Raw genomic sequence first — 21,135 nt, 5'->3', positions numbered from 1 at the left:
TGAATCTCCTCAGGCGGCGTTCTTGAGTTTCGGGTCCAGCGCATCGCGCAGGCCGTCGCCCATCAAGTTGATTGCCAGCACGCTGAGCAAAATGGTCAAACCAGGCAGGCTGACGACCCACCAGGCGCGTTCGATGTAGTCGCGAGCCGAAGCCAGCATGGTGCCCCACTCAGGGGTTGGCGGTTGTACGCCAAGGCCGAGGAAGCCCAGTGCCGCGGCATCGAGAATCGCCGAGGAGAAGCTCAGGGTCGCCTGAACGATCAGTGGTGCCATGCAGTTGGGCAGCACAGTGACGAACATCAGACGTGGCAGACCGGCACCGGCCAGGCGTGCGGCGGTCACGTAGTCGCGGTTCAGTTCGCCCATCACCGCGGCGCGGGTCAGACGAACATAGGACGGCAACGAAACCACGGCGATGGCGATAATGGTGTTGATCAGGCCAGGGCCGAGGATGGCGACGATCGCCACAGCCAGCAGCAGGGATGGCAGGGCCAGCATGATGTCCATCAGACGCATGATGGTCGGGCCCAGCAGGCGCGGGAAGAACCCGGCGAACAGACCCAGCAGGATCCCCGGAATCAGCGACATGACCACCGACGACAGGCCGATCAACAAGGACAGGCGCGAACCGTGGATCAGACGCGACAGCAGGTCGCGACCCAGTTCATCGGTGCCGAGCAGGAACTGCATCTGCCCATTTGCCAGCCAGGCTGGCGGGGTCAGCAGGAAGTCGCGGAACTGCTCGCTCGGGTTATGCGGAGCTACCCATGGGGCGAAAATCGCGCAAAAAATAACCAGCAGCATGAAGAACAGGCCGGCAACGGCACCCTTGTTCTTGGAGAAGGCTTGCCAGAACTCTTTGTACGGGGACGGGTAAAGCAGGCTTTGATCGACTGCTACGGTAGACGTTGGAGTACTCATTCGTAGGGTCTCAGCGCTGGTGACGGATGCGTGGGTTTGCGAAGCCATAAAGAATATCCACTACAAAGTTGACCAGAATCACCAGGCAGGCGATTAACAAGATTCCGTTTTGCACCACTGGGTAGTCCCGGGCGCCAATGGCTTCGATCAGCCATTTGCCGATACCGGGCCAGGAGAAGATGGTTTCGGTCAGAACCGCACCGGCCAGCAATGTGCCGACTTGCAAGCCGACCACGGTCAGTACCGGGATCAAGGCGTTGCGCAGGCCGTGAACGAACACCACGCGCGACGGCGACAGGCCTTTGGCCCGGGCGGTGCGGATGTAGTCTTCACGCAGGACTTCGAGCATCGAGGAGCGGGTCATCCGGGCGATCACCGCCAACGGGATAGTGCCGAGCACGATGGCCGGAAGAATCAGGTGGTGCAGGGCGTCGAAGAACGCGCCAGTGTCATTGGCCAGCAGGGTGTCGATGAGCATGAAGCCGGTTCTTGGCTCGATGTCGTAAAGCAGGTCGATCCGTCCGGACACCGGGGTCAAGCCCAGGGAGACCGAGAAGAACATGATGAGGATCAGACCCCACCAGAAGATCGGCATCGAATACCCGGCAAGGGAGATGCCCATTACCCCATGGTCGAATAGGGACCCTCGCTTCAGCGCCGCGATCACCCCGGCCAATAGCCCGAGAACGCCAGCGAACAGCAAGGCCGCCATGGACAGTTCCAGAGTTGCCGGGAACAGCGAGGTGAACTCGGTCCATACGCTTTCACGGGTACGCAGGGATTCACCCAGGTCACCGTGGGCCAGTTTGCCGATGTAGTCCAGATACTGGGCGTACAGCGGTTTGTTCAGACCAAGGCGTTCCATTGCCTGAGCATGCATTTCGGGATCGACCCGACGTTCTCCCATCATGACTTCCACGGGGTCGCCGGGAATCATGCGAATCAACGCGAAAGTCAGCAGGGTGATGCCGAAGAACGTGGGGATCAATAATCCCAATCGGCGGGCAATAAAACTAAACATCTTCTGGTGTACCTCATCAGCCGGTTAGGCGTTCCCGGCAGCGTTGGGGTCAACGTTGCCGGGCGTTTTCTTATCTACTTCACCTGGGTGGTGGCGAAGTTATTAGTGGTAAGGGGGCTAATGTGGTAGCCCTCTACGTTGTTGCGCATTGCGGTGAACATGCGGGTGTGGGCCATGCTGATCCATGGCTGGTCCTGATTGAAAATCAGTTGGGCCTGTTCATAGAGCGCTGTGCGTTCGGCAGGGTTTACTTTAGCTCGGGCTTCATCGATTAGCGTCTGAAACTTCTCATTGCACCAGCGGGCGTAGTTTTCGCCGTTCTTCGCTGCTTCGCAACTGAGGTTAGGCGTCAGGAAGTTATCCGGGTCGCCGTTGTCGCCCGCCCATCCGGCAGAAACCATGTCGTGCTCGCCGTTTTTGGCGCGCTTGAGCATTTCGCCCCATTCCATGACGCGAATGTCGAGCTTGATCCCGACCTTGGCCAGGTCCGCTTGCATCATCTGTGCGCCGAGCATCGGGTTCGGGTTGGTCGGGCCACCACCGTTACGGGTGAACAGGGTCAGCACAGTACCCTCCGGCACGCCCGCTTCCTTGAGCAGGGCGCGGGCCTTGTCGAGGTCACGGGGTGGGTTTTTCAGGTCGTGGTTGTAGCCCAGCAGCGTCGGCGGGTACGGGTTGACCGCCACCGTGGCGTTATTTTTGCCGAACAGCGCGTTGACGTAGGCTGCCTTGTCGAAAGCGATGTCGATCGCCTTACGGACCCGCACGTCGCTCATGTATTTATGCTGGGTGTTCATGGCGATGTAGGAGACGGTCATCGCGTCCATTTCATCGACGTTCAGGTTGGTGTCTTTCTTGATGCTCGGGATGTCATCGGGCTTGGGATACAGTGCGACCTGGCATTCGTTGGCCTTGAGCTTTTGCAGGCGCACGTTGTTGTCGGTGGCGATGGCCAGGATCAGCGCGTCTGCCGGTGGCTTGCCGCGGAAGTACTCCGGGTTGGCCTTGAAGCGGACCTGAGCGTCCTTGGCGTAACGCTGGAAGATGAACGGGCCGGTGCCGACCGGTTTGCTGTTCAGGTCGCCGGTCTTGTCGGCCTTGAGCAGTTGGTCAGCGTACTCGGCGGAGTAGATCGAGGCGAACGCCATGGCAACGTCTGCGAGGAATGGCGCTTCGCGGCGGGTCAGAGTGAATTTGACCGTGTTGTCGTCAACCTTCTCGACACTTTTGAGCAGTTCCTTGAAACCCATGCTTTCAAAGTACGGGAAGCCCACGCTCGACTTGGTGTGCCACGGGTGTTTCGGGTCCAGCTGACGCTGGAAACTCCAGACCACGTCGTCGGCATTCATGTCGCGGGTCGGCTTGAAGTAATCGGTGGTGTGAAACTTGACGCCTTTGCGCAAGTGGAACGTGTAGGTCAGACCGTCCTCGCTGATGTCCCAAGAGTCGGCCAGTGCCGGAATCACCTCAGTGGTACCGGGCTTGAAGTCCGCCAGTCGGTTGAAGATGGTTTCAGCCACCGCATCGGCTGTGACTGCAGTCGTGTACTGGACCATATCGAAGCCTTCCGGGCTGGCTTCGGTACAGACCACCAAGGGTTTGGCCGAGGCGCCGATAGCGACACTCAGCAGCGCGGCGGCGATGGCCGCACGTAGGGGAAGCATTTTCATCAAGAGCCCTCTGCAATCGGTTGAACAGGAAAAAACCAGACGGCCAACTCGTCATGAGTCAGCCGTTTGGCAGCGTTTTTACAAAATGTTGAACGGGATGGTGGTCACGAGACGGAACTCGTTGAGACTGCCGTCAGCCTGGTTTTCGCTCGCACGGTGCGCGGTGTAGGTCGCGCGAACTGTGGTGGCCTTGAGTGGACCGCTCTGTACGGCGTACGAAGCACCGATGCCGTATTCATAGTGGTGCTCGCCATCCATGTTTTTCACGTCATAGGCGGTGCCGGTGTAGTGCGTACCGTCGATGCCCCAGCCGCGAGCCTGGTAGATGTTGAACTTCAGGCCTGGCACACCGTATTCAGCCATGTTCAGGCCATAGGCGATCTGGAAGGACTTCTCGTTCGGGCCGTTGAAGTCCGAGAGCAGAGAGTTAGCCAGGTAAATGCCGTTGGTTTCGTGCAGGTAGTCGAAGTACTCGTCACCGGCAATTTGCTGCCAGGAGAACGTCAGGCTGTGAGCCTGGTGGGTCAGACCGAACGACACGGAGTAGGCATCGTTGTTGATGTTGCCCATTTCCTTTTTGCCGGTGTCGAGGGTCTTGTAGTAGTTCAGGCCGGTGGTCAGGCCCAGCACCGAGCTATCGCCCAGTTCGTGGGTGGCGCCGAAGTAGTACTGATTCCAGAAGTCCTCGACGTTCGCGACGTACAGGCTGGTCTTCAGGCTTTTGAACGGCTGATAGTTGAGACCAGCGGTGTTCACGCGATCGGTTTCGGCCTTGTTGTTGGTGTACTCGGTACGGAATTTCGACAGGCTCTCTTCGGTCCGCGGGGATACGCGGTCAAAGGATCCTGCGTCGAACGACAGGTTGTTCAGCTCTTCGCTGTGCAGGCTCACACCCTCAAAGCTCGAAGGCAATGCACGGTTACCGATGGTGTCGACAATCGGAGTGCTGAAATTCTGGCGACCGGCGGTCAGCGTCGTGTTCGATACGCGGAACTTGACGTTGGCCAGGCCCAGTTTGCTCCACTGGCCTTGGGCATCGCCGCCTTCTTTGGTCAGGGTACGGTTGTTGCCTGCGCCTGGACGAGAGCCCGGTGCACCGCCGTTGTTGGACGCCAGGTCCTTGTGATCACGATCCAGTGCCACGGCGTTGTAGGCAGCCACTTCAGTGCTGACACCGATGGTGCCCTGAGTGAAGCCGGAGTTGTACTTGACGATCGTGCCCTGAACCCAGTTGATACGGCGGTCGGTTGGCGTCGCCACACCGTCTTTGAGGTAGGTGAACTTGCCGCCACGTTTCAGTTGTTCGTTGGCGTACCAGTTACGCGTGCTGCCGTCGATCTTCTGACCTTCGACAAAGCCTGTTGCATCGGCTTGCGCGCTGCTGGTGTTGACCGTAACCGGGGTGAATTCCTGGCTCTGGGTTTCTGCGTAAGCCGTGGCGGTGACGCTGCTGATGGCCAAGGCCAATATCGCGGTGCTGCTCAGTCTCATGGGTGAAGCTCCTTTCTTTCTTTTTTTAATGCCGGTCTTTTTTGGTGATCCGGCTATTTGGTTTTGAACTCATTCACGCATCGCAAACGTTTGCATTTGGCGTGTTCGCCGAATTCAGGCAACACCTTTGCGCGAGGGCGAAAATCGCCCTCAGGGTTCTGGTTAATCAGTTATTGGTCGATGCTGACACCCGAGAAAACGTTACGGCCGAAGGGGCTGACCTTGAATCCTTCGACTTTGGCGCTCAACGGCTGGTTAACCGTCGAGTGGGCGACAGGGGTGATCGGCACTTGCTGCTTGAGCAATTGCTGAGCCTGTTTGTAGAGCACCGTGCGTTGCTCGCGGTCGGTGACAATCTTGGCCTGCTTGATCAGCTTGTCGTATTGCGGGTCACACCACATGGAGTAGTTGTTGCCGCCAATCGCGTCGCAGCTGTACAGGGTGCCCAGCCAGTTGTCCGGGTCCCCGTTGTCGCCGGTCCAGCCGATCAGGCTGACGTCATGCTCGCCATTCTTGGTGCGCTTGATGTACTCGCCCCATTCGTAGCTGACGATCTTCACTTTCAGGCCGATTTTCGCCCAGTCCGACTGAAGCATCTCAGCCATCAGCTTGGCGTTCGGGTTGTATGGACGCTGCACGGGCATCGCCCACAGGGTGATCTCGGTGCCTTCCTTGACCCCGGCAGCCTTGAGCAATTCCTTGGCTTTTTCCGGGTTGTAGGCGGCGTCTTTGATGGTTTCGTCGTAGGACCACTGGGTCGGTGGCATGGCGTTGACCGCCAGTTGGCCGGCACCTTGGTACACCGCCTTGAGAATCCCTTGCTTGTTCACCGCCATGTCCAGCGCCTGGCGCACTTCGAGCTGGTCGAAGGGTTTATGCCGCACGTTGTAGGCGATGTAGCCGAGGTTGAAACCAGGCTTCTCGATGAGCTGCAGCTTGGGGTCGTTTTTCAGCGCGTCGACATCGGCCGGGCGTGGGTGCAGGGTGATCTGGCATTCGTTTTTCTTGAGCTTCTGCACGCGCACCGACGCATCGGTGTTGATGGCGAAAATCAGTTGGTCAAGCTTGACCCGGCTCGGGTCCCAGTAGTGTTTGTTGCCGGTGTAGCGGATGTTGGAATCTTTCTGGTAGCTCTTGAACACGAACGGCCCGGTGCCGATCGGCTTCTGGTTGATATCGCTCGGCTTGCCGGACGCGAGCAACTGGTCGGCGTATTCGGCAGAGAGAATCGAGGCGAAACTCATGGCGATGTTCTGAATGAACGCGGCGTCTACCGAGTTCAGGGTCATGACCACGGTCAGCGGCCCGGTCTTCTCGACCTTGGCGATGTTCTTGTTCAGGCTCATCCCGTTGAAGTATGGAAACTCGGTCGGGTAAGCCTTACGGAATGGATGCTCGGCATCGAGCATGCGATTGAAGGTGAACAACACGTCGTCGGCGTTGAAATCGCGGCTCGGCGTGAAGTACTTGGTGCTGTGAAATTTCACCCCTTCGCGCAGGTGGAACGTGTACTTGAGACCATCCTCGGAAATATCCCAACGGGTGGCCAGGCCCGGTACGACACTGGTAGCGCCTTTTTCGAACTCGGCCAGCCGGTTGTACAACGGTTCGGCGGCATCGTTGTCGGTTGCAGTGGTGTACTGCGCGGTGTCGAAACCTGCCGGGCTGCCTTCGGAGCAAAACACCAGGCTGTTGTTGGCGGCCTGGCTGATTGACGTGGCGGCCAACAGGCTAGTGCCCAGCAATGCGGATAAAACCAAGGTATGACGCATGACGCTCCCTCTCTTTTTAGGTGTTAAACAGTGCGTCATCGTCCCGTCCTGGGACGTGCAGACATCACTGATCCAAAGCCATGGGTTCAGCAGTTGCCAGCCGCAGCGAAAAAACGGCCGTACCCCGACGGTATGAGTCGAAGGTCAGGCGGTAAATGCGTAAGGCCTGAAAAACAGGTAGGAAAAGGCGACACGTCCTAAACCCGCTGCAGTAGTCCGCAGTGGTTTGGGAAGTAGGCGAATTCCAGCTGTCTTGGCAGATAAGGCAGCGGCGACGTCAAGGACGTCGCCGTTGCAAAACCCTATTTGCTGACGCTGACGCCGTAGAAGGAGTTCAAGCCAAATGGGCTGATCTTGAAGTCCTGCACGTTGTCGCGCATGGGTTGGAACACCGTCGAGTGAGCGATAGGTGTCATTGGAACGGCGTCTTTGAGGACGTGTTGCGCCTGTTTGTACAGTTCGGTGCGCTTGGCCTGATCGGTAGTGCGCTTGGCTTCTTTCACGATGCCGTCAAACTTCTTGTCACACCACTTGGAGAAGTTGTTGCCCTGCAGCGAATCGCAGCCGAACAGCACGTTCAGCCAGTTGTCCGGGTCACCGTTGTCGCCGCTCCAGCCAATCAGCATCGCGCCGTTTTCGCCGCCTTTGGAGCGCTTGATGTACTCGCCCCACTCATAGGTCACGATCTTGGCCTTGATACCGATCTTGGCCCAGTCGGACTGCAGCATTTCAGCCATCAGTTTGGCGTTCGGGTTGTAAGGACGCTGCACCGGCATCGCCCACAGGTTGATCTCGGTGCCTTCCTTGATGCCGGCTTCCTTGAGCAGCTCTTTAGCTTTCTCAGGGTTGTACGGCGCATCCTTGATGGTGGTGTCGTAAGACCACTGGGTTGGCGGCATGGCGTTGACCGCCAGTTGACCCGCACCCTGGTAAACCGAGTCGATGATCTGCTGTTTGTTGACAGCCATGTCCAGTGCCTGACGCACTTTCAGTTGAGCCATCGGGTTCGGCTGATCGCTGCCCTTGATCTTGTCCATCACGTTGTAGGCGATGTAACCCAGGTTGAAACCAGCCTGGTCAGGCACCTTCAGAGTCTTGTCTTCTTTCAGCGCCTTCAGGTCGGCCGGGCGTGGGAACAGAGTGATCTGGCACTCGTTCTTTTTCAGCTTCTGAATACGCACCGACGGGTCGGTGGTGATGGCGAAGATCAGGTTGTCGATCTTGACGTCGTCAGGCTTCCAGTAGTCCTTGTTCCCGGTGTAGCGGATGTTGGAGTCTTTCTGGTAGCTCTTGAACACGAACGGACCAGTGCCGACCGGCTTCTGGTTGATGTCGGCGGCTTTGCCTTCCTTGAGCAGCTGGGCAGCGTACTCGGCGGACTGGACCGAAGCGAAGCTCATGGCCATGTTCTGGATGAACGCGGCATCAACTTCTTTGAGGGTGAACTTGACGGTGTGCTCGTCGACTTTGTCGATCTTGGTGATGTTGGTGTCCATCCCCATGTCGGTGAAGTACGGGAATTCGGTCGGGTAGGCCTTACGGAACGGGTCATCCTTGTTAATCATGCGATTGAAGGTGAACAGCACGTCGTCGGCGTTGAAGTTACGCGTCGGCTTGAAATACGGTGTGGTGTGGAACTTGACGCCTTCACGCAGATGGAAGGTATAGGTCAGGCCATCCGGGGAAATGTCCCAGCTGGTGGCCAGGCCAGGAACAACGGCGGTGCCGCCACGTTCGAACTGGCTCAAACGGTTGAACATGGTTTCTGCAGAGGCGTCGAAGTCGGTTCCGGTGGTGTACTGACCAGGGTCGAAACCGGCCGGGCTCCCTTCGGAGCAAAACACCAGGTTAGTCGCAGCTTGGGCGAAAGGTGCGCTAGCTAACAAGCTTGCGCCGACTAAAAACGGAATGACCGCGTGTTTAAGCATGGTGGCCTCATGATTTGTTGTCATTTTTGGAATTAGAGGACGACCTCGTGAGTCGACCTGCGGATACTTATGCAGGGCCCATACCCAATGCAAGATGCCGAATGGCTACAAGCCTTAAACAGTGGCACGAACGTACCTTAATGTCGCATATGTATAAATGTTGACGCATTTGACCGTTTGCAGTCGTTTTTTTCGGTGCAAACGACGCACCATAGAGGTGCGTCCTGGGCGCTTGGCGCACCCGGCCGGAGCGTGGTGTTACTTATTTATACCTACGCCATAAAAGGGTGTGAGGCCAAACGGGCTGATCTTGAAGTCCACGACTTCCTTGCGCAGTGGCTGGAACACCGTCGAGTTCGCAATCGGGGTGATGGGCACCTGTTGCTTAAGGATTTTCTGTGCCTGTTGGTACAGATTGACCCGTTGCTGTTTGTCAGTGGACACCTTGGCGTTCTGGATCAATTTGTCGTAAGCCGGGTCGCACCACTTGGCGTAGTTGCTACCTTTCACCGCGGCGCAGCTGTAGAGCACGCCAAGCCAGTTATCCGGGTCACCGTTGTCGCCGGTCCAGCCGTAGATCATCGCGTCGTGCTCGCCGTTCTTGGCGCGCTTGATGTACTCGCCCCATTCATAGCTGACGATGTTGGCCGTGATGCCGACCTTGGCCCAGTCCTGCTGGATCATCTGCGCCGACATCCGCGCATTCGGGTTGGAGGCGCGTTGCACGGTCATCGCCCACAAATTGATGGTGGTACCGGGTGCAACCCCTGCTTCTTTTAGTAGCGCACGGGCTTTGGTCGGGTCGTAGGGGGCGTCCTTGATGTTCGGGTCATACGACCATTGCGCCGGCGGCAGGGCGTTCTGCGCCAGTTGCCCGGCGCTTTGGTAGACGGCCTTGATGATTGCGGGCTTGTCGATCGCCATGTCCAGCGCCTGGCGAACCTTGAGCTGATCCAGCGGCGGGTGGGTCACGTTGTAGGCGAGGAAACCGAGGTTGAAGCCGGCTTGCTTGAGCACCCGCAGATTCGGGTCCTGCTCCATCACTTCGATGTCGGCCGGGCGCGGGTAACCGCTGACCTGACATTCGCCGGTCTTGAGTTTTTGCAGGCGCACGGCGGCGTCCGGGGTGATCGAGAAAATCAGGTTGTCGAGTTTCACGTCCTCGGGTTTCCAGTAGGCGCGGTTGGCGCTGTAACGGATCTGCGAGTCCTTCTGATAACGCTTGAACACAAATGGCCCGGTACCGACCGGCTTCTGGTTGAGGTCAGCGGCCTTGCCCTCTTTGAGCAACTGCGCGGCGTACTCGGCGGACTGGATCGACGCGAAGCTCATCGCCAGGTTCTGCACAAACGCGGCGTCAATGTTGTTCAGGCGAAAGCGCACCGTGTGCTCGTCGACCTTGTCGACACTTTTGATCGTGGTGTTCAGGCCCATGTCGGTGAAGTACGGCGACTCGGCGGGGTAGGCCTTGCGAAAGGCATTTTCGGGGTCGAGCAAGCGCTGGAAGGTGAACAGCACATCGTCCGCGTCGAAATCGCGGCTCGGCGTGAAGTAGTCGGTGGTATGAAACTTCACCCCTTCGCGCAGGTGGAAGGTGTAGCTCAGGCCATCGCTGGAAACCTCCCAACTCGTCGCCAGCCCCGGCTCGACTTCGGTGCCGCCACGTTTGAATTGGGTGAGACGGTTGAACACTGTTTCGGCCGACGCATCGAAATCCGTGCCGCTGGTGTACTGGCTGGGGTCGAAGCCGGCAGGGCTGGCTTCGGAGCAGTAGACCAGGGTGGTTGTAGCCTGGGCGAATGGGGCGATGGTGGCGAGGATGAAGGCAAGCAGAAGCGGTTTGACGGTGATTCTATCCATGGAGTCCCCGAGGGTTTGGCGGCGGCTTTTTCTGGAGAGTAGCGTTGTTGATGGGGGACGCGGAAATATCCGTTTGTTAGGGGGACCCCTCTGTTATGGCATACACAGCGAGGCACTGGTCTTGTAGTCGACTGTGGCGCTATCGGTATCTACGCACCTCTGATGAGCGCCAAATCTCCCGTAGGAGCTGCCGCAGGCTGCGATCTCTTGATCTTCGGCATCCTTGCAAACGCCAAAAGATCAAAAGATCGCAGCCTGCGGCAGATCCTACAGGTGATCTGAGCGGATTACGGCATCAACACTTCAATCGAACCATCGGCGGTCATGCTGACCTGGCTGGTGCCGGCTTCGACTTCCGGGGTCACCGGTGCCGAGTCCATGCCCGCGGCTTTCATCATCATTGGCGCGCGCAAGTAAGGCTGTGGATATCCGTTGCTGTTGAGGTTCAGGTTGACGATTTTGTAACCCTTGCCGCCCAGTGCATCGGTGGCCAGTTGGGCGCGGGCCTTGAAGGCAGTGACGGCTTCTTTGAGCAACGCATCTTCGCTGGCCTTGCGGGTCGGGGTGGCGATGGCGAAGTCCATGCCGCCCATTTTCAGGTCGGTCAGCAGTTCGCCGGTGAGCTTGGACAGCGCAGCGAAGTTCGAGCTTTCCAGGCGCAGTTCGGCGCGTTCACGCCAGCCAGTGATTTTCTGGCCCTTGGTGTCGTAGATCGGGTAGCTGTGACGGCTGCCCTGACGCAGAGTGATGTCTTTGACCTGTTTGGCCTGGCCTAGCGCTTTGTTCATGGTGGTGCTGACGTCGGCGGCGAGTTTCGCCGGGTCGGTGTTTTGTTCTTCGGTGTAGAGGGTCACGATCATCAGGTCGCGGGCCACTTCCTGGCTGACTTCGGCGCGCAGGGAAATCTGGTTGTAGTGAAGTTCGTCGGCGGCCAATGCCGGCAGGCTGGCGAGGGTACCGGCACTGAGGGCGAGAAGGGCGGCGCTGCGGCGCAATGTGTTCATGAAAGCTCCTTGGATGATGCGCAGGGGTTGTGGTCCGAACCTGCGTGAAACCATCAGACTCTAGCTTTTATTGTCGGGTTCAGCCGGTTACAACTTCTATACAGATGATCCGGGCCGAAGCTGTGGCGCTTTGCCGCACTTTTGCCTGTCGGGGCCCTCGCTTGGTTATACTCGACGCGATCCGCCTGGAGCGCTCATCAGGAGAGCTCATGCTCGCCCCCGTACAACTGCTTTCCGCGACTCGCCAGAACCTCTGGCGACTGACATTCATCCGCACCCTGGTGCTGGCCGCCCAGGCCGGTTCGGTGGGGCTCGCCTACTGGTTCAACCTGCTGCCGCTGCCGTGGTTTCAATTGGCGGCGACCCTCGGTTGTTCGATGCTGCTGTGTGCCTTTACCGCGATCCGCTTACGCACCTCGTGGCCGGTGACCGAGCTCGAATACGCCGTGCAACTGGCCTGCGATCTGTTTATCCACAGCGCGCTGCTGTATTTCTCCGGCGGTTCGACCAACCCGTTCGTGTCCTATTACCTGGTGCCGCTGACCATCGCCGCCGTCACGCTGCCGTGGCGCTATTCGGTGGTTCTCTCCGGCATTGCACTGGCGATGTACACCTTGTTGCTGGCGCAGTTTTACCCGCTGGAAACGTTCCCGATGTACCGGGAAAAGATGCAGATCTACGGCATGTGGCTGAGTTTTGCCCTGGCCGCGGCGGTGATCACTTTTTTCGCCGCGCGGATGGCTGAAGAGCTGCGTCGTCAGGAAGAACTGCGGGCGATTCGCCGTGAAGAAGGCCTGCGCGACCAGCAACTGCTGGCCGTTGCGACTCAGGCTGCCGGTGCCGCCCACGAATTGGGTACGCCACTGGCGACCATGAGCGTGCTGCTCAAGGAAATGCAGCAAGACCATCACGACCCGTTGCTGCAAGATGACTTGAGGGTGCTGCAGGATCAGGTGAAGCTGTGCAAAGAGACCTTGCAGCAGCTGGTTCGCGCTGCCGAAGCCAATCGTCGGCTCGCGGTGGAGATGCAGGGCGTCAGCGTCTGGCTCGATGAAGCCCTCAACCGCTGGCACCTGATGCGTCCCGAAGCGACCTATCGCTTACGGCGTCTGGGGCTTGGCGATGAACCACGTCTGGCGCCGCCGCCGGACCTGACCCAGGCCTTGCTGAATTTACTGAACAACGCCGCCGATGCCTGCCCCGAAGGGCTGGAAGTGACGCTGAACTGGGATGCCTTCGAGCTGACCATCAGTATTCGCGACCATGGCGCCGGTGTGCCGCTGGCGATAGCCGAACAGATCGGCAAGCCGTTTTTTACCACCAAGGGCAAAGGTTTCGGCCTGGGCCTGTTTTTGAGCAAGGCCAGCGTGACACGCGCTGGCGGCTCAGTGAAACTCTACAGTCATGAGGAAGGCGGTACGCTCACCGAGCTGCGCCTGCCCCGTGTCGCCCGAGGAGACGAACATGAGTGACGAGATTCAAGTCGAAGGCGAAGACCTGCCGCATTTGTTGCTGGTAGACGACGACGCAACATTCACCCGCGTCATGGCCCGCGCCATGAGCCGCCGTGGCTTTCGGGTCAGCACCGCAGGCTCTGCCGAAGAAGGCCTGACCATCGCTCAGGCCGATCTGCCTGACTTTGCCGCGCTGGACCTGAAAATGGACGGCGATTCGGGCCTGGTGCTGCTGCCCAAGCTGCTCGAACTCGACCCGGAAATGCGCGTGGTGATCCTCACCGGTTACTCGAGCATCGCCACCGCCGTCGAGGCGATCAAGCGCGGCGCCTGCAACTACCTGTGCAAACCGGCCGACGCCGACGACGTGTTGGCGGCGCTGCTGTCCGAGCACGCCGACCTCGACACCCTGGTGCCGGAAAACCCGATGTCGGTGGACCGCCTGCAATGGGAACACATCCAGCGCGTGCTCACCGAGCACGAAGGCAACATCTCCGCCACTGCCCGCGCCTTGGGCATGCACCGGCGCACTCTGCAGCGAAAACTGCAGAAACGCCCCGTTCGCCGCTGAACCGGCGCTGAACGGTTATCAGCAGACCTCGCGATAACCCGGGCCGATCATCTATGATCGGTTCGTGCCTGTTCTTTTCTTTATCGAGTCTGAACCATGAATCAGAACGCTGAATATTCCGCGGTCAACGACGCTGTGCGCGGGCAGTTTTTTCGCCGTGTCTGGCAGATGATCACGCCGTACTGGCACAGTGAGGAGAAGGGCAAGGCCTGGACGCTGCTGATCGCGGTGATTGCGCTATCACTAATCAGCGTGGGGATCTCGGTGTGGTTCAACACCTGGTACAAGGATTTCTACAACGCCCTGCAAAAAAAGGACGAAGCGGCCTTCTGGCAACTGATCCTGTATTTCTGCGCGATTGCGGCGGTGGCGATTGTCGGCGCGGTGTACCGGCTCTACCTGACTCAGATGCTGACGATTCGCTGGCGGGCCTGGCTCACCGAGAAGCACTTCGCCCGCTGGCTCGGCGACAAGAATTACTACCAGCTGGAGCAGGGCGGTTACACCGATAACCCGGACCAACGGATTTCCGAAGACCTCAACAACTTCACTTCCAATACCCTGGCTTTGGGGCTGGGCCTGATCCGCAATATCGTCAGCCTGGTGTCGTTCTCGATCATCCTGTGGGGCGTGTCGGGCAGCATCGAAGTGTTCGGTTTGACCATTCCCGGCTACATGTTCTGGTGCGTGGTGGTCTATGCGGCAGTCGGTAGCTGGCTGACGCATTTGATCGGTCGCCGTTTGATAGGTCTGAACAACCAGCAACAACGCTTCGAAGCCGACCTGCGTTTCTCCATGGTGCGGGTTCGTGAAAACGCCGAGAGTATCGCCTTGTACAACGGCGAACAGAACGAACAGCAGCGCTTGAGCACACGGTTCGGCAAGGTCTGGCACAACTTCTGGGACATCATGAAAGTGTCCAAGCGCCTGACCTTCTTTACTTCCGGTTACAGCCAGATCGCGATTATCTTCCCGTTCATGGTCGCGGCGCCGCGCTACTTCGCCGGCAAGATCGAACTCGGTGAACTGATGCAAATCAGTTCGGCCTTCGGCAACGTCCAGGAGAGCTTTAGCTGGTTTATCAGCGCGTACTCGGAGCTCGCCTCGTGGCGCGCCACCTGCGACCGTTTGCTGAGTTTCCGTCAGGCCATGAGCGAAAATGAAGAGCGCCAGCCGGCCATTGATGTGCAGCATCAGGGCGATGAGCTGAAGGTGCAGCATGTGGGCCTCGACCTGGCCGACGGTCGTCATTTGTTGACCAACGCCGACATGACCGTGGAACAAGGCGACCGGCTGATGCTCAGTGGTCGTTCCGGCAGTGGCAAAAGTACCTTGCTGCGGGCGATGGGCGGGCTCTGGCCTATGGGTCACGGCAATATTCGCCTGCCGGCCGCGCGCTATCTGTTCCTGCCGCAAAAGCCGTATCTGCCGATTGGCAGCCTGCGTGAAGCCCTGAGTTATCCACTGTCTGGCGACACCTACCCGCACGAGCGCTATGTGCAGGTGCTGGAGGCCTGCCGTTTGCCGCATCTGGTGTCGCGTCTCGACGAAGCCAATCACTGGCAACGCCTGTTGTCGCCGGGCGAGCAGCAACGTCTGGCCTTTGCCCGTGCGCTGCTTTATGCGCCGCAATGGCTGTACATGGACGAAGCGACCTCGGCGATGGATGAAGAAGATGAAGCGTCGCTGTATCAGGCGTTGATCGATCACTTGCCAGGCCTGAGCATCGTCAGCGTCGGGCATCGCAGCAGTCTGAAACGCTTCCATCCACGGCATGTGCGCATCGACAGCGGCCATCTGCTGGAGCAGACCGTTACCGCCTAAACACCATAAACCCCTGTGGGAGCGAGCTTGCTCGCGATGACGGTCTGACATCCAGCATCAAAGTGTCTGACACTCCGCTATCGCGAGCAAGCTCGCTCCCACAGGAGATGATGTTCTCAGGCAGTGATCGTACAACCGCGCTGCGCTATGATGCGTGCTTAACCGTTTGCTTGAGATAGACGTTCACCATGGAAAACCCGATCGACGCCCCTCGCTTACCCCGCAAGCGCCGCAGCCTCGCGCAGGAACTGGTGACGGTGCTGTCCGAGCAGATTCGCGACGGCATGCTCAAGCGTGGCGACAAGTTGCCCACCGAGTCGGCGATCATGGAGGCTCATGGCGTCAGCCGCACCGTGGTGCGCGAAGCGATATCGCGTTTGCAGGCGGCAGGGCAGGTTGAAACCCGTCACGGCATCGGCACGTTTGTGCTCGACACGCCGAGCCCAAGCGGCTTCCGCATCGATCCAGCCACCGTGGTGACCCTGCGTGATGTGCTGGCGATTCTGGAGTTGCGCATCAGCCTCGAAGTCGAGTCCGCGGGCCTTGCTGCACAACGCCGTAGCCCCGAGCAGTTGGCCTTGATGCGCGCAGCGCTGGATGCCTTGAACGAAAGCGCAGCCCACGCAGGCGATGCGGTAGCGTCGGACTTCCAGTTCCATTTGCAGATTGCCCTGGCCACCGGCAACCGCTACTTCACCGACATCATGACCCACCTGGGCACCAGCATCATTCCGCGCACCCGGCTCAATTCCGCGCGTCTGGCCCATGACGACCAGCAGCACTACATGAGTCGTCTGGCCCGCGAGCACGAAGAAATCTACGACGCCATCGCCCGCCAGGATTCGGATGCAGCCCGTGCAGCCATGCGTTTGCACCTGACCAACAGCCGTGAACGACTGCGCCACGCCCATGAAGAGGCAGAGGCGCAGCGCGGGTAGGTTTTGGAGGTCCAGGCGGAAGGAATTTGTCGCCCGACAGACTGCTATCGCGAGCAAGCTCGCTCCCACATGAGATTTTTTGTGAACACATTATTTGTGAACACCGGAGATCAAATGTGGGAGCGAGCTTGCTCGCGATGGGGTCGGCAGCCCGTTCGCTATAACTTCAGCCAGTCTTGAGGATCGAACGATCCACCCTCACCGCCAGTTTCGCGGCTCCAGGTTTGGCGTTAAACGCTACGTTCCCCTTGTCATCCGCAACCGCCCGCGCAATCGATACGCCATTGGCCAGCAGTTCCAGCGGGGCGCCGTTGAGGGATTGGCCCGAGGCCAGTTCGAGTGTCAGATTGATAGTCATCAGTGATTTCCTTATCAGGCGTTACGGTCAATGAAGGTGGTGGCTGGGGCGTCGATCGAGCCGATCAGCTCCGGCGAGCCGCCACGGAACTGGCGGAAGATGTTCCGAGAGGCGCCGTTACCCGGCACGTTCAGCGTCGGCTGGAAGCGTTCGCTCAGCTCAAGGTAAACCGACCAGGGGCCGATGTAGGACTCGTTCAAACCGTTGATGTAGCTGAAGGCGTAACGCACGGCGTTGCCTGGCAACCAGTTGGGTTCGCCGGGCGTGTGGCTCTGCCAGCCGTCGGCCTGGATCGTCGGTGCTGCGGAGGGGGATTCCAGGTAGCCGGCGGGTTTGTTCGGTGTGTAGTCCTTGAGCAACAGGTAGGTGCTCCAGCCCCACCAGTTGTCGATTCGGTTGCTGTCGTTGAGGTTGTTGACGTCGCTGCGGCGCAACACCTTGTTGCCGTCCAGAACAAATAACCCGGAGAAGTTACCCGCCGGTTTTTTCACGGCGTTGAGGTCTGGCAGGTATTTCAGCGCAATGTAGTTGGAAGGGGCAGGCATCACGCCGCTGAGGAAGGTTTCGAAGACTTCGTCGGCCGAGCGTTGTACCGCAAGTTTGACCTGTTTGCGATTGGCGCTGTCGACCGAATCGAAATAGCGTTTGTCGCCGTAGGCATGCCACTGATCACCGTTGGCGTTGTTCACGTTGAGGCCGTATTTGCTGTCCTCATCGTGCATGAAACGGGTAATCAGCGAACCCAGGTCACTCGGCGTCACCACCGCCGCCAGTTGTTTGCGCGGGATCCGCAGATGTCCGGCAGAGAACAGGTCGGTCAGGTAGTGGTCGGCAAAAGCGTTCATCGCGTAGGCCAGTTCCAACTGCTTGTCATCGCCACTGTTACGCGCCAGAACGGCCTGTTGCAGGGCGGCGGTGTGCCCGGCGATGTACGCCAGCAAGGCCCATTCGCCAAAATGGTCGGCGTTGTTCGCTGCCAGCTTCAGATAACGCCCCAAGGGAAACAGCGCCGAGACGAAACTGCCGCCACCGGTGATCTTGTTCCACTCTTCGGACAACGTATCACCGAGGGCGTCGTAGACCTCATGAGGTTGTTTGCCGTCTCTGATTGCCTGATTGGCTGCGCTGATTTCCTTCTGCATCACGCCGAGAATCAACCCGGCTTCTGCTCGCGACGCCGGCAGCACGGCCAGCGAGTTGAATGCAGCGGTGAAACGCTGAATGCGATCAACCGGAGTCGCGCCATCGCAAATTGGCTGGTCGGGAATGCCGTAGAAATCACCGCCTAACGAAACGATCTGGCCGTAGGTCAGCGCCAGGCCGTTGGGCAGGTGCAATGGCACTTGCCAGGCCGCAATTGCCGGTGCGTCCTTGACGAAGCGCAGCAGGGTGCCATCGCCGATGGCGGTGTGTTCGCCGCCTTCGAAACGAGGTGCAGGCTCGGTTTTCGGCGATTTTCCAGGCGCTCCAAGTACGTGATGTTTGAGGCTGTGATGACTGTGAGTCATCAGCGTCAGGTGATCGCCGTCACCGGAAACGGCAATCCCGTGTTCGGTAAAAAGGTCATCCAGATCGGCAATGATCCGGCCGTCGTGCTTGAGGTTTTCCTGCGATTGGGTGTGTAGACCTGACATTTCTAGCTCCTTGATATGTCGTAGGTTGAATCTCGAATAACTGTATGTATATACAGTTGTTGCCGAGTTTAGCTGTAAACTTTCCTACGTCAAGGAAGTGTTTTTTCTTATTCTGATTTTCCATCTGGCGATGAAATGCAGTTGACGGTTGTATTTTAAGTTGTACGATGACTTACAACTTCGGCCAAGGCTGAACGAGCTTTCTCATCACAACGTGCGTCCAGGGTGTTCGAATAATGAATCCACAAGAACTGAAGTCCATCCTCTCTTCCGGCTTGCTGTCCTTCCCGGTCACCGACCTCAATGCTCAGGGCGATTTCCATCGCGCGGGCTATATCAAACGTCTCGAATGGCTGGCCCCGTACGGCGCCTCGGCCTTGTTCGCCGCGGGCGGCACCGGTGAGTTCTTCTCCCTGGCGGCCAGTGAATATTCGGAAATCATCAAGACCGCGGTCGACACCTGCGCCAGCAGCGTGCCGATCCTTGCCGGTGTCGGCGGCTCTACACGCCAAGCCATCGAATACGCTCAGGAAGCCGAGCGTCTGGGCGCCAAAGGCCTGTTGCTGTTGCCGCATTACCTGACCGAAGCCAGTCAGGACGGCGTTGCCGCTCACGTTGAAGCGGTGTGCAAATCGGTGAAAATCGGCGTGGTGGTTTACAACCGCAACGTCTGCCGCCTGACCGCGCCGTTGCTGGAACGCCTGGCCGAGCGCTGCCCGAACCTGATCGGCTACAAGGATGGCCTGGGCGATATCGAGTTGATGGTGTCGATCCGTCGCCGCCTCGGTGATCGCTTCAGCTACCTCGGCGGCCTGCCGACTGCCGAAGTCTACGCCGCTGCTTATAAGGCGCTGGGCGTACCGGTCTACTCCTCGGCGGTGTTCAACTTCCTGCCGAAAATGGCGATGGATTTCTACCACGCCATCGCTCGCGACGATCACGCTACCGTTGGCAAACTGATCGATGACTTCTTCCTGCCGTACCTGGACATCCGTAACCGCAAGTCGGGTTACGCGGTGAGCATCGTCAAGGCGGGCGCGAAAATCGCCGGCTACGACGCAGGTCCCGTACGTACCCCGCTGACTGACCTGACGCCAGAAGAGTTCGAAATGCTCGCGGCGCTGATGGACAAGCAAGGCGCGCAATAACCCGCTGAATCAACCAGGGCCGCTGAGCAGTCAGCGGCCTCCTGCGTAAGGAGAGGCTTCGTGGCAGACGTAAAACGATTCGACAACTTCATCGGCGGCCAATGGGTTGCCGGTGCCGACTACTCGACCAATATCAACCCGTCCGAGTTGTCCGATGTCATTGGCGAATACGCCAAGGCTGACCCGGCTCAGGTGAACGCCGCCATCGACGCTGCTCGTGCCGCGTTCCCGGCCTGGTCGACGTCGGGCATTCAGGCGCGCAGCGATGCGCTGGATAAAGTCGGCAGCGAAATCCTCGCGCGTCGCGAAGAACTCGGCACCTTGCTGGCACGGGAGGAGGGCAAGACTCTGCCCGAAGCCATCGGCGAAGTGTCCCGCGCTGGCAACATCTTCAAGTTTTTCGCTGGCGAATGCCTGCGTCTGTCCGGCGATTACCTGCCGTCGGTGCGTCCGGGCGTCAACGTTGAAGTCACCCGCGAAGCCCTTGGCGTGGTGGGTCTGATTACTCCGTGGAACTTCCCGATTGCCATTCCCGCATGGAAGATCGCCCCGGCGCTGGCCTATGGCAACTGCGTGGTGCTCAAACCGGCGGAACTGGTGCCGGGTTGCGCCTGGGCATTGGCCGAGATCATCTCCCGCGCCGGTTTCCCGGCCGGGGTGTTCAACCTGGTAATGGGCAGCGGTCGAGTGATCGGCGATGCCATGGTCAACAGCCCGAAAGTCGACGGCATCAGCTTCACCGGCTCGGTCGGCGTGGGTCGGCAGATTGCGGTCAACTGTGTGTCGCGTCAGGCCAAGGTGCAGTTGGAAATGGGCGGTAAGAACCCGCAGATCATTCTCGACGATGCCGATCTCAAACAAGCCGTCGAGCTGTCGGTGCAGAGCGCGTTTTATTCCACCGGTCAGCGTTGCACGGCCTCGAGCCGCTTGATTGTCACCGCCGGGATTCACGACAAATTCGTCGAGGCCATGGCTGAGCGGATGAAGTCGATCAAGGTCGGGCATGCCTTGAGGAGCGGCACTGACATCGGCCCGGTGGTCTCGCAAGCGCAATTGGAACAGGACTTGAAGTACATCGACATCGGCCAGTCCGAAGGTGCACGACTGGTCAGCGGTGGCGGCCTGGTGACCTGCGACACCGAAGGCTATTACCTCGCGCCAACGCTGTTTGCCGACAGTGAAGCTGCCATGCGTATCAGCCGCGAAGAGATCTTCGGCCCGGTGGCGAATATTGTGCGGGTGGCCGATTACGACGCGGCGCTGGCCATGGCCAACGACACCGAATTCGGTTTGTCGGCGGGTATTGCCACCACCTCGTTGAAGTACGCCAACCATTTCAAGCGCCACTCCCAGGCCGGGATGGTGATGGTCAATCTGCCGACCGCCGGTGTCGATTACCACGTGCCCTTTGGCGGGCGAAAAGGTTCATCCTATGGATCGCGGGAGCAAGGTCGCTACGCGCAGGAGTTCTACACCGTGGTGAAGACTTCCTATGTAGGTTCGTAACACGCAACACCGCGGCATCCGGTTTTACCGGATGC

The 21,135-nt window shown here is 59.0% G+C and carries 16 protein-coding genes; 6 read left to right on the top strand and 10 right to left on the bottom strand.

Annotation, left to right across the window (positions count from 1 at the left end; translation table 11 throughout):
- Positions 1–9: 9 nt before the first annotated feature.
- From AC1RKH_RS14090 to AC1RKH_RS14055, 8 genes are all read right to left on the bottom strand, one after another.
- Positions 10–921, bottom strand: a complete 912-nt coding sequence (locus AC1RKH_RS14090; RefSeq protein ID WP_123424243.1) for an ABC transporter permease subunit — start codon at positions 919–921, stop codon at positions 10–12.
- A 10-nt stretch (positions 922–931) separates the two neighbouring features.
- Entirely contained in the window at positions 932–1,942 is a 1,011-nt protein-coding gene (locus AC1RKH_RS14085; protein ID WP_054594031.1) for an ABC transporter permease subunit, read from the bottom strand.
- Positions 1,943–2,016: 74 nt separating this feature from the next.
- Positions 2,017–3,612, bottom strand: coding sequence for an ABC transporter substrate-binding protein (locus AC1RKH_RS14080; RefSeq protein ID WP_493062484.1), 1,596 nt, complete (start codon positions 3,610–3,612; stop codon positions 2,017–2,019).
- A gap of 78 nt (positions 3,613–3,690) precedes the next feature.
- Positions 3,691–5,103: an OprD family porin gene (locus AC1RKH_RS14075; RefSeq protein ID WP_493062483.1), complete on the bottom strand. Its 1,413-nt coding sequence runs from the start codon at positions 5,101–5,103 to the stop codon at positions 3,691–3,693.
- Positions 5,104–5,273: 170 nt separating this feature from the next.
- Complete coding sequence (locus AC1RKH_RS14070; protein ID WP_493062482.1) at positions 5,274–6,875, bottom strand: ABC transporter substrate-binding protein; 1,602 nt, start codon at positions 6,873–6,875, stop codon at positions 5,274–5,276.
- A 302-nt stretch (positions 6,876–7,177) separates the two neighbouring features.
- Positions 7,178–8,803 (bottom strand): ABC transporter substrate-binding protein, encoded by a 1,626-nt coding sequence (locus tag AC1RKH_RS14065; protein ID WP_493062481.1) that lies wholly within the window; start codon positions 8,801–8,803, stop codon positions 7,178–7,180.
- Between the two features lie 258 nt (positions 8,804–9,061).
- Complete coding sequence (locus tag AC1RKH_RS14060; protein ID WP_493062480.1) at positions 9,062–10,663, bottom strand: ABC transporter substrate-binding protein; 1,602 nt, start codon at positions 10,661–10,663, stop codon at positions 9,062–9,064.
- Positions 10,664–10,950: 287 nt separating this feature from the next.
- Positions 10,951–11,667 carry an SIMPL domain-containing protein gene (locus tag AC1RKH_RS14055; RefSeq protein ID WP_493062479.1) on the bottom strand — a complete coding sequence of 239 codons (717 nt, stop codon included), beginning with the start codon at positions 11,665–11,667 and terminating at the stop codon, positions 10,951–10,953.
- A 209-nt stretch (positions 11,668–11,876) separates the two neighbouring features.
- Between AC1RKH_RS14055 and AC1RKH_RS14050 the strand changes: the two genes are divergently transcribed.
- From AC1RKH_RS14050 to AC1RKH_RS14035, 4 genes are all read left to right on the top strand, one after another.
- Entirely contained in the window at positions 11,877–13,139 is a 1,263-nt protein-coding gene (locus AC1RKH_RS14050; protein ID WP_123424250.1) for an ATP-binding protein, read from the top strand.
- Entirely contained in the window at positions 13,132–13,692 is a 561-nt protein-coding gene (locus AC1RKH_RS14045; RefSeq protein WP_103315781.1) for a response regulator transcription factor, read from the top strand. Before AC1RKH_RS14050 ends, AC1RKH_RS14045 begins: the two co-directional genes overlap by 8 nt.
- Positions 13,693–13,788: 96 nt before the next feature.
- Positions 13,789–15,516 (top strand): ABC transporter ATP-binding protein/permease, encoded by a 1,728-nt coding sequence (locus AC1RKH_RS14040; protein ID WP_493062478.1) that lies wholly within the window; start codon positions 13,789–13,791, stop codon positions 15,514–15,516.
- Between the two features lie 188 nt (positions 15,517–15,704).
- Positions 15,705–16,454 carry a FadR/GntR family transcriptional regulator gene (locus tag AC1RKH_RS14035; RefSeq protein WP_493062477.1) on the top strand — a complete coding sequence of 250 codons (750 nt, stop codon included), beginning with the start codon at positions 15,705–15,707 and terminating at the stop codon, positions 16,452–16,454.
- Positions 16,455–16,620: 166 nt separating this feature from the next.
- On the opposite strand, the gene AC1RKH_RS14030 is transcribed toward AC1RKH_RS14035, so the two are convergent.
- Positions 16,621–16,812: a hypothetical protein gene (locus tag AC1RKH_RS14030; RefSeq protein ID WP_493062476.1), complete on the bottom strand. Its 192-nt coding sequence runs from the start codon at positions 16,810–16,812 to the stop codon at positions 16,621–16,623.
- Positions 16,813–16,826: 14 nt separating this feature from the next.
- Positions 16,827–18,446 carry a phospholipase gene (locus AC1RKH_RS14025; protein WP_493062475.1) on the bottom strand — a complete coding sequence of 540 codons (1,620 nt, stop codon included), beginning with the start codon at positions 18,444–18,446 and terminating at the stop codon, positions 16,827–16,829.
- Positions 18,447–18,682: 236 nt separating this feature from the next.
- Here AC1RKH_RS14025 and kdgD point away from each other — a divergent pair, with 236 nt between their 5' ends.
- A complete protein-coding gene (kdgD, locus tag AC1RKH_RS14020; RefSeq protein WP_493062474.1) occupies positions 18,683–19,594 on the top strand; it encodes a 5-dehydro-4-deoxyglucarate dehydratase in 912 nt (303 codons plus the stop codon).
- 60 nt (positions 19,595–19,654) lie between these two features.
- The gene (locus AC1RKH_RS14015; RefSeq protein ID WP_493062473.1) at positions 19,655–21,100 is read left to right on the top strand and encodes an aldehyde dehydrogenase family protein; all 1,446 of its coding nucleotides are present in this window, start codon (positions 19,655–19,657) and stop codon (positions 21,098–21,100) included.
- Positions 21,101–21,135 lie beyond the last annotated feature (35 nt).

It is taken from the genome of Pseudomonas sp. GW822-FHT06B12 (genome assembly GCF_058799675.1).
The sequence above is the reverse complement of the archived record's forward strand: the minus strand, read 5'-3'. Positions and strand labels throughout refer to the sequence as shown.

What these genes read in the sequence shown, in the direction of transcription:
- AC1RKH_RS14090 (WP_123424243.1), bottom strand. Translation starts at nt 921, where the DNA reads ATGAGTACTCCAACGTCTACCGTAGCAGTCGATCAAAGCCTGCTTTAC.
- AC1RKH_RS14085 (WP_054594031.1), bottom strand. Translation starts at nt 1,942, where the DNA reads ATGTTTAGTTTTATTGCCCGCCGATTGGGATTATTGATCCCCACGTTC.
- AC1RKH_RS14080 (WP_493062484.1), bottom strand. Translation starts at nt 3,612, where the DNA reads ATGAAAATGCTTCCCCTACGTGCGGCCATCGCCGCCGCGCTGCTGAGT.
- AC1RKH_RS14075 (WP_493062483.1), bottom strand. Translation starts at nt 5,103, where the DNA reads ATGAGACTGAGCAGCACCGCGATATTGGCCTTGGCCATCAGCAGCGTC.
- AC1RKH_RS14070 (WP_493062482.1), bottom strand. Translation starts at nt 6,875, where the DNA reads ATGCGTCATACCTTGGTTTTATCCGCATTGCTGGGCACTAGCCTGTTG.
- AC1RKH_RS14065 (WP_493062481.1), bottom strand. Translation starts at nt 8,803, where the DNA reads ATGCTTAAACACGCGGTCATTCCGTTTTTAGTCGGCGCAAGCTTGTTA.
- AC1RKH_RS14060 (WP_493062480.1), bottom strand. Translation starts at nt 10,663, where the DNA reads ATGGATAGAATCACCGTCAAACCGCTTCTGCTTGCCTTCATCCTCGCC.
- AC1RKH_RS14055 (WP_493062479.1), bottom strand. Translation starts at nt 11,667, where the DNA reads ATGAACACATTGCGCCGCAGCGCCGCCCTTCTCGCCCTCAGTGCCGGT.
- AC1RKH_RS14050 (WP_123424250.1), top strand. Translation starts at nt 11,877, where the DNA reads ATGCTCGCCCCCGTACAACTGCTTTCCGCGACTCGCCAGAACCTCTGG.
- AC1RKH_RS14045 (WP_103315781.1), top strand. Translation starts at nt 13,132, where the DNA reads ATGAGTGACGAGATTCAAGTCGAAGGCGAAGACCTGCCGCATTTGTTG.
- AC1RKH_RS14040 (WP_493062478.1), top strand. Translation starts at nt 13,789, where the DNA reads ATGAATCAGAACGCTGAATATTCCGCGGTCAACGACGCTGTGCGCGGG.
- AC1RKH_RS14035 (WP_493062477.1), top strand. Translation starts at nt 15,705, where the DNA reads ATGGAAAACCCGATCGACGCCCCTCGCTTACCCCGCAAGCGCCGCAGC.
- AC1RKH_RS14030 (WP_493062476.1), bottom strand. Translation starts at nt 16,812, where the DNA reads ATGACTATCAATCTGACACTCGAACTGGCCTCGGGCCAATCCCTCAAC.
- AC1RKH_RS14025 (WP_493062475.1), bottom strand. Translation starts at nt 18,446, where the DNA reads ATGTCAGGTCTACACACCCAATCGCAGGAAAACCTCAAGCACGACGGC.
- kdgD (WP_493062474.1), top strand. Translation starts at nt 18,683, where the DNA reads ATGAATCCACAAGAACTGAAGTCCATCCTCTCTTCCGGCTTGCTGTCC.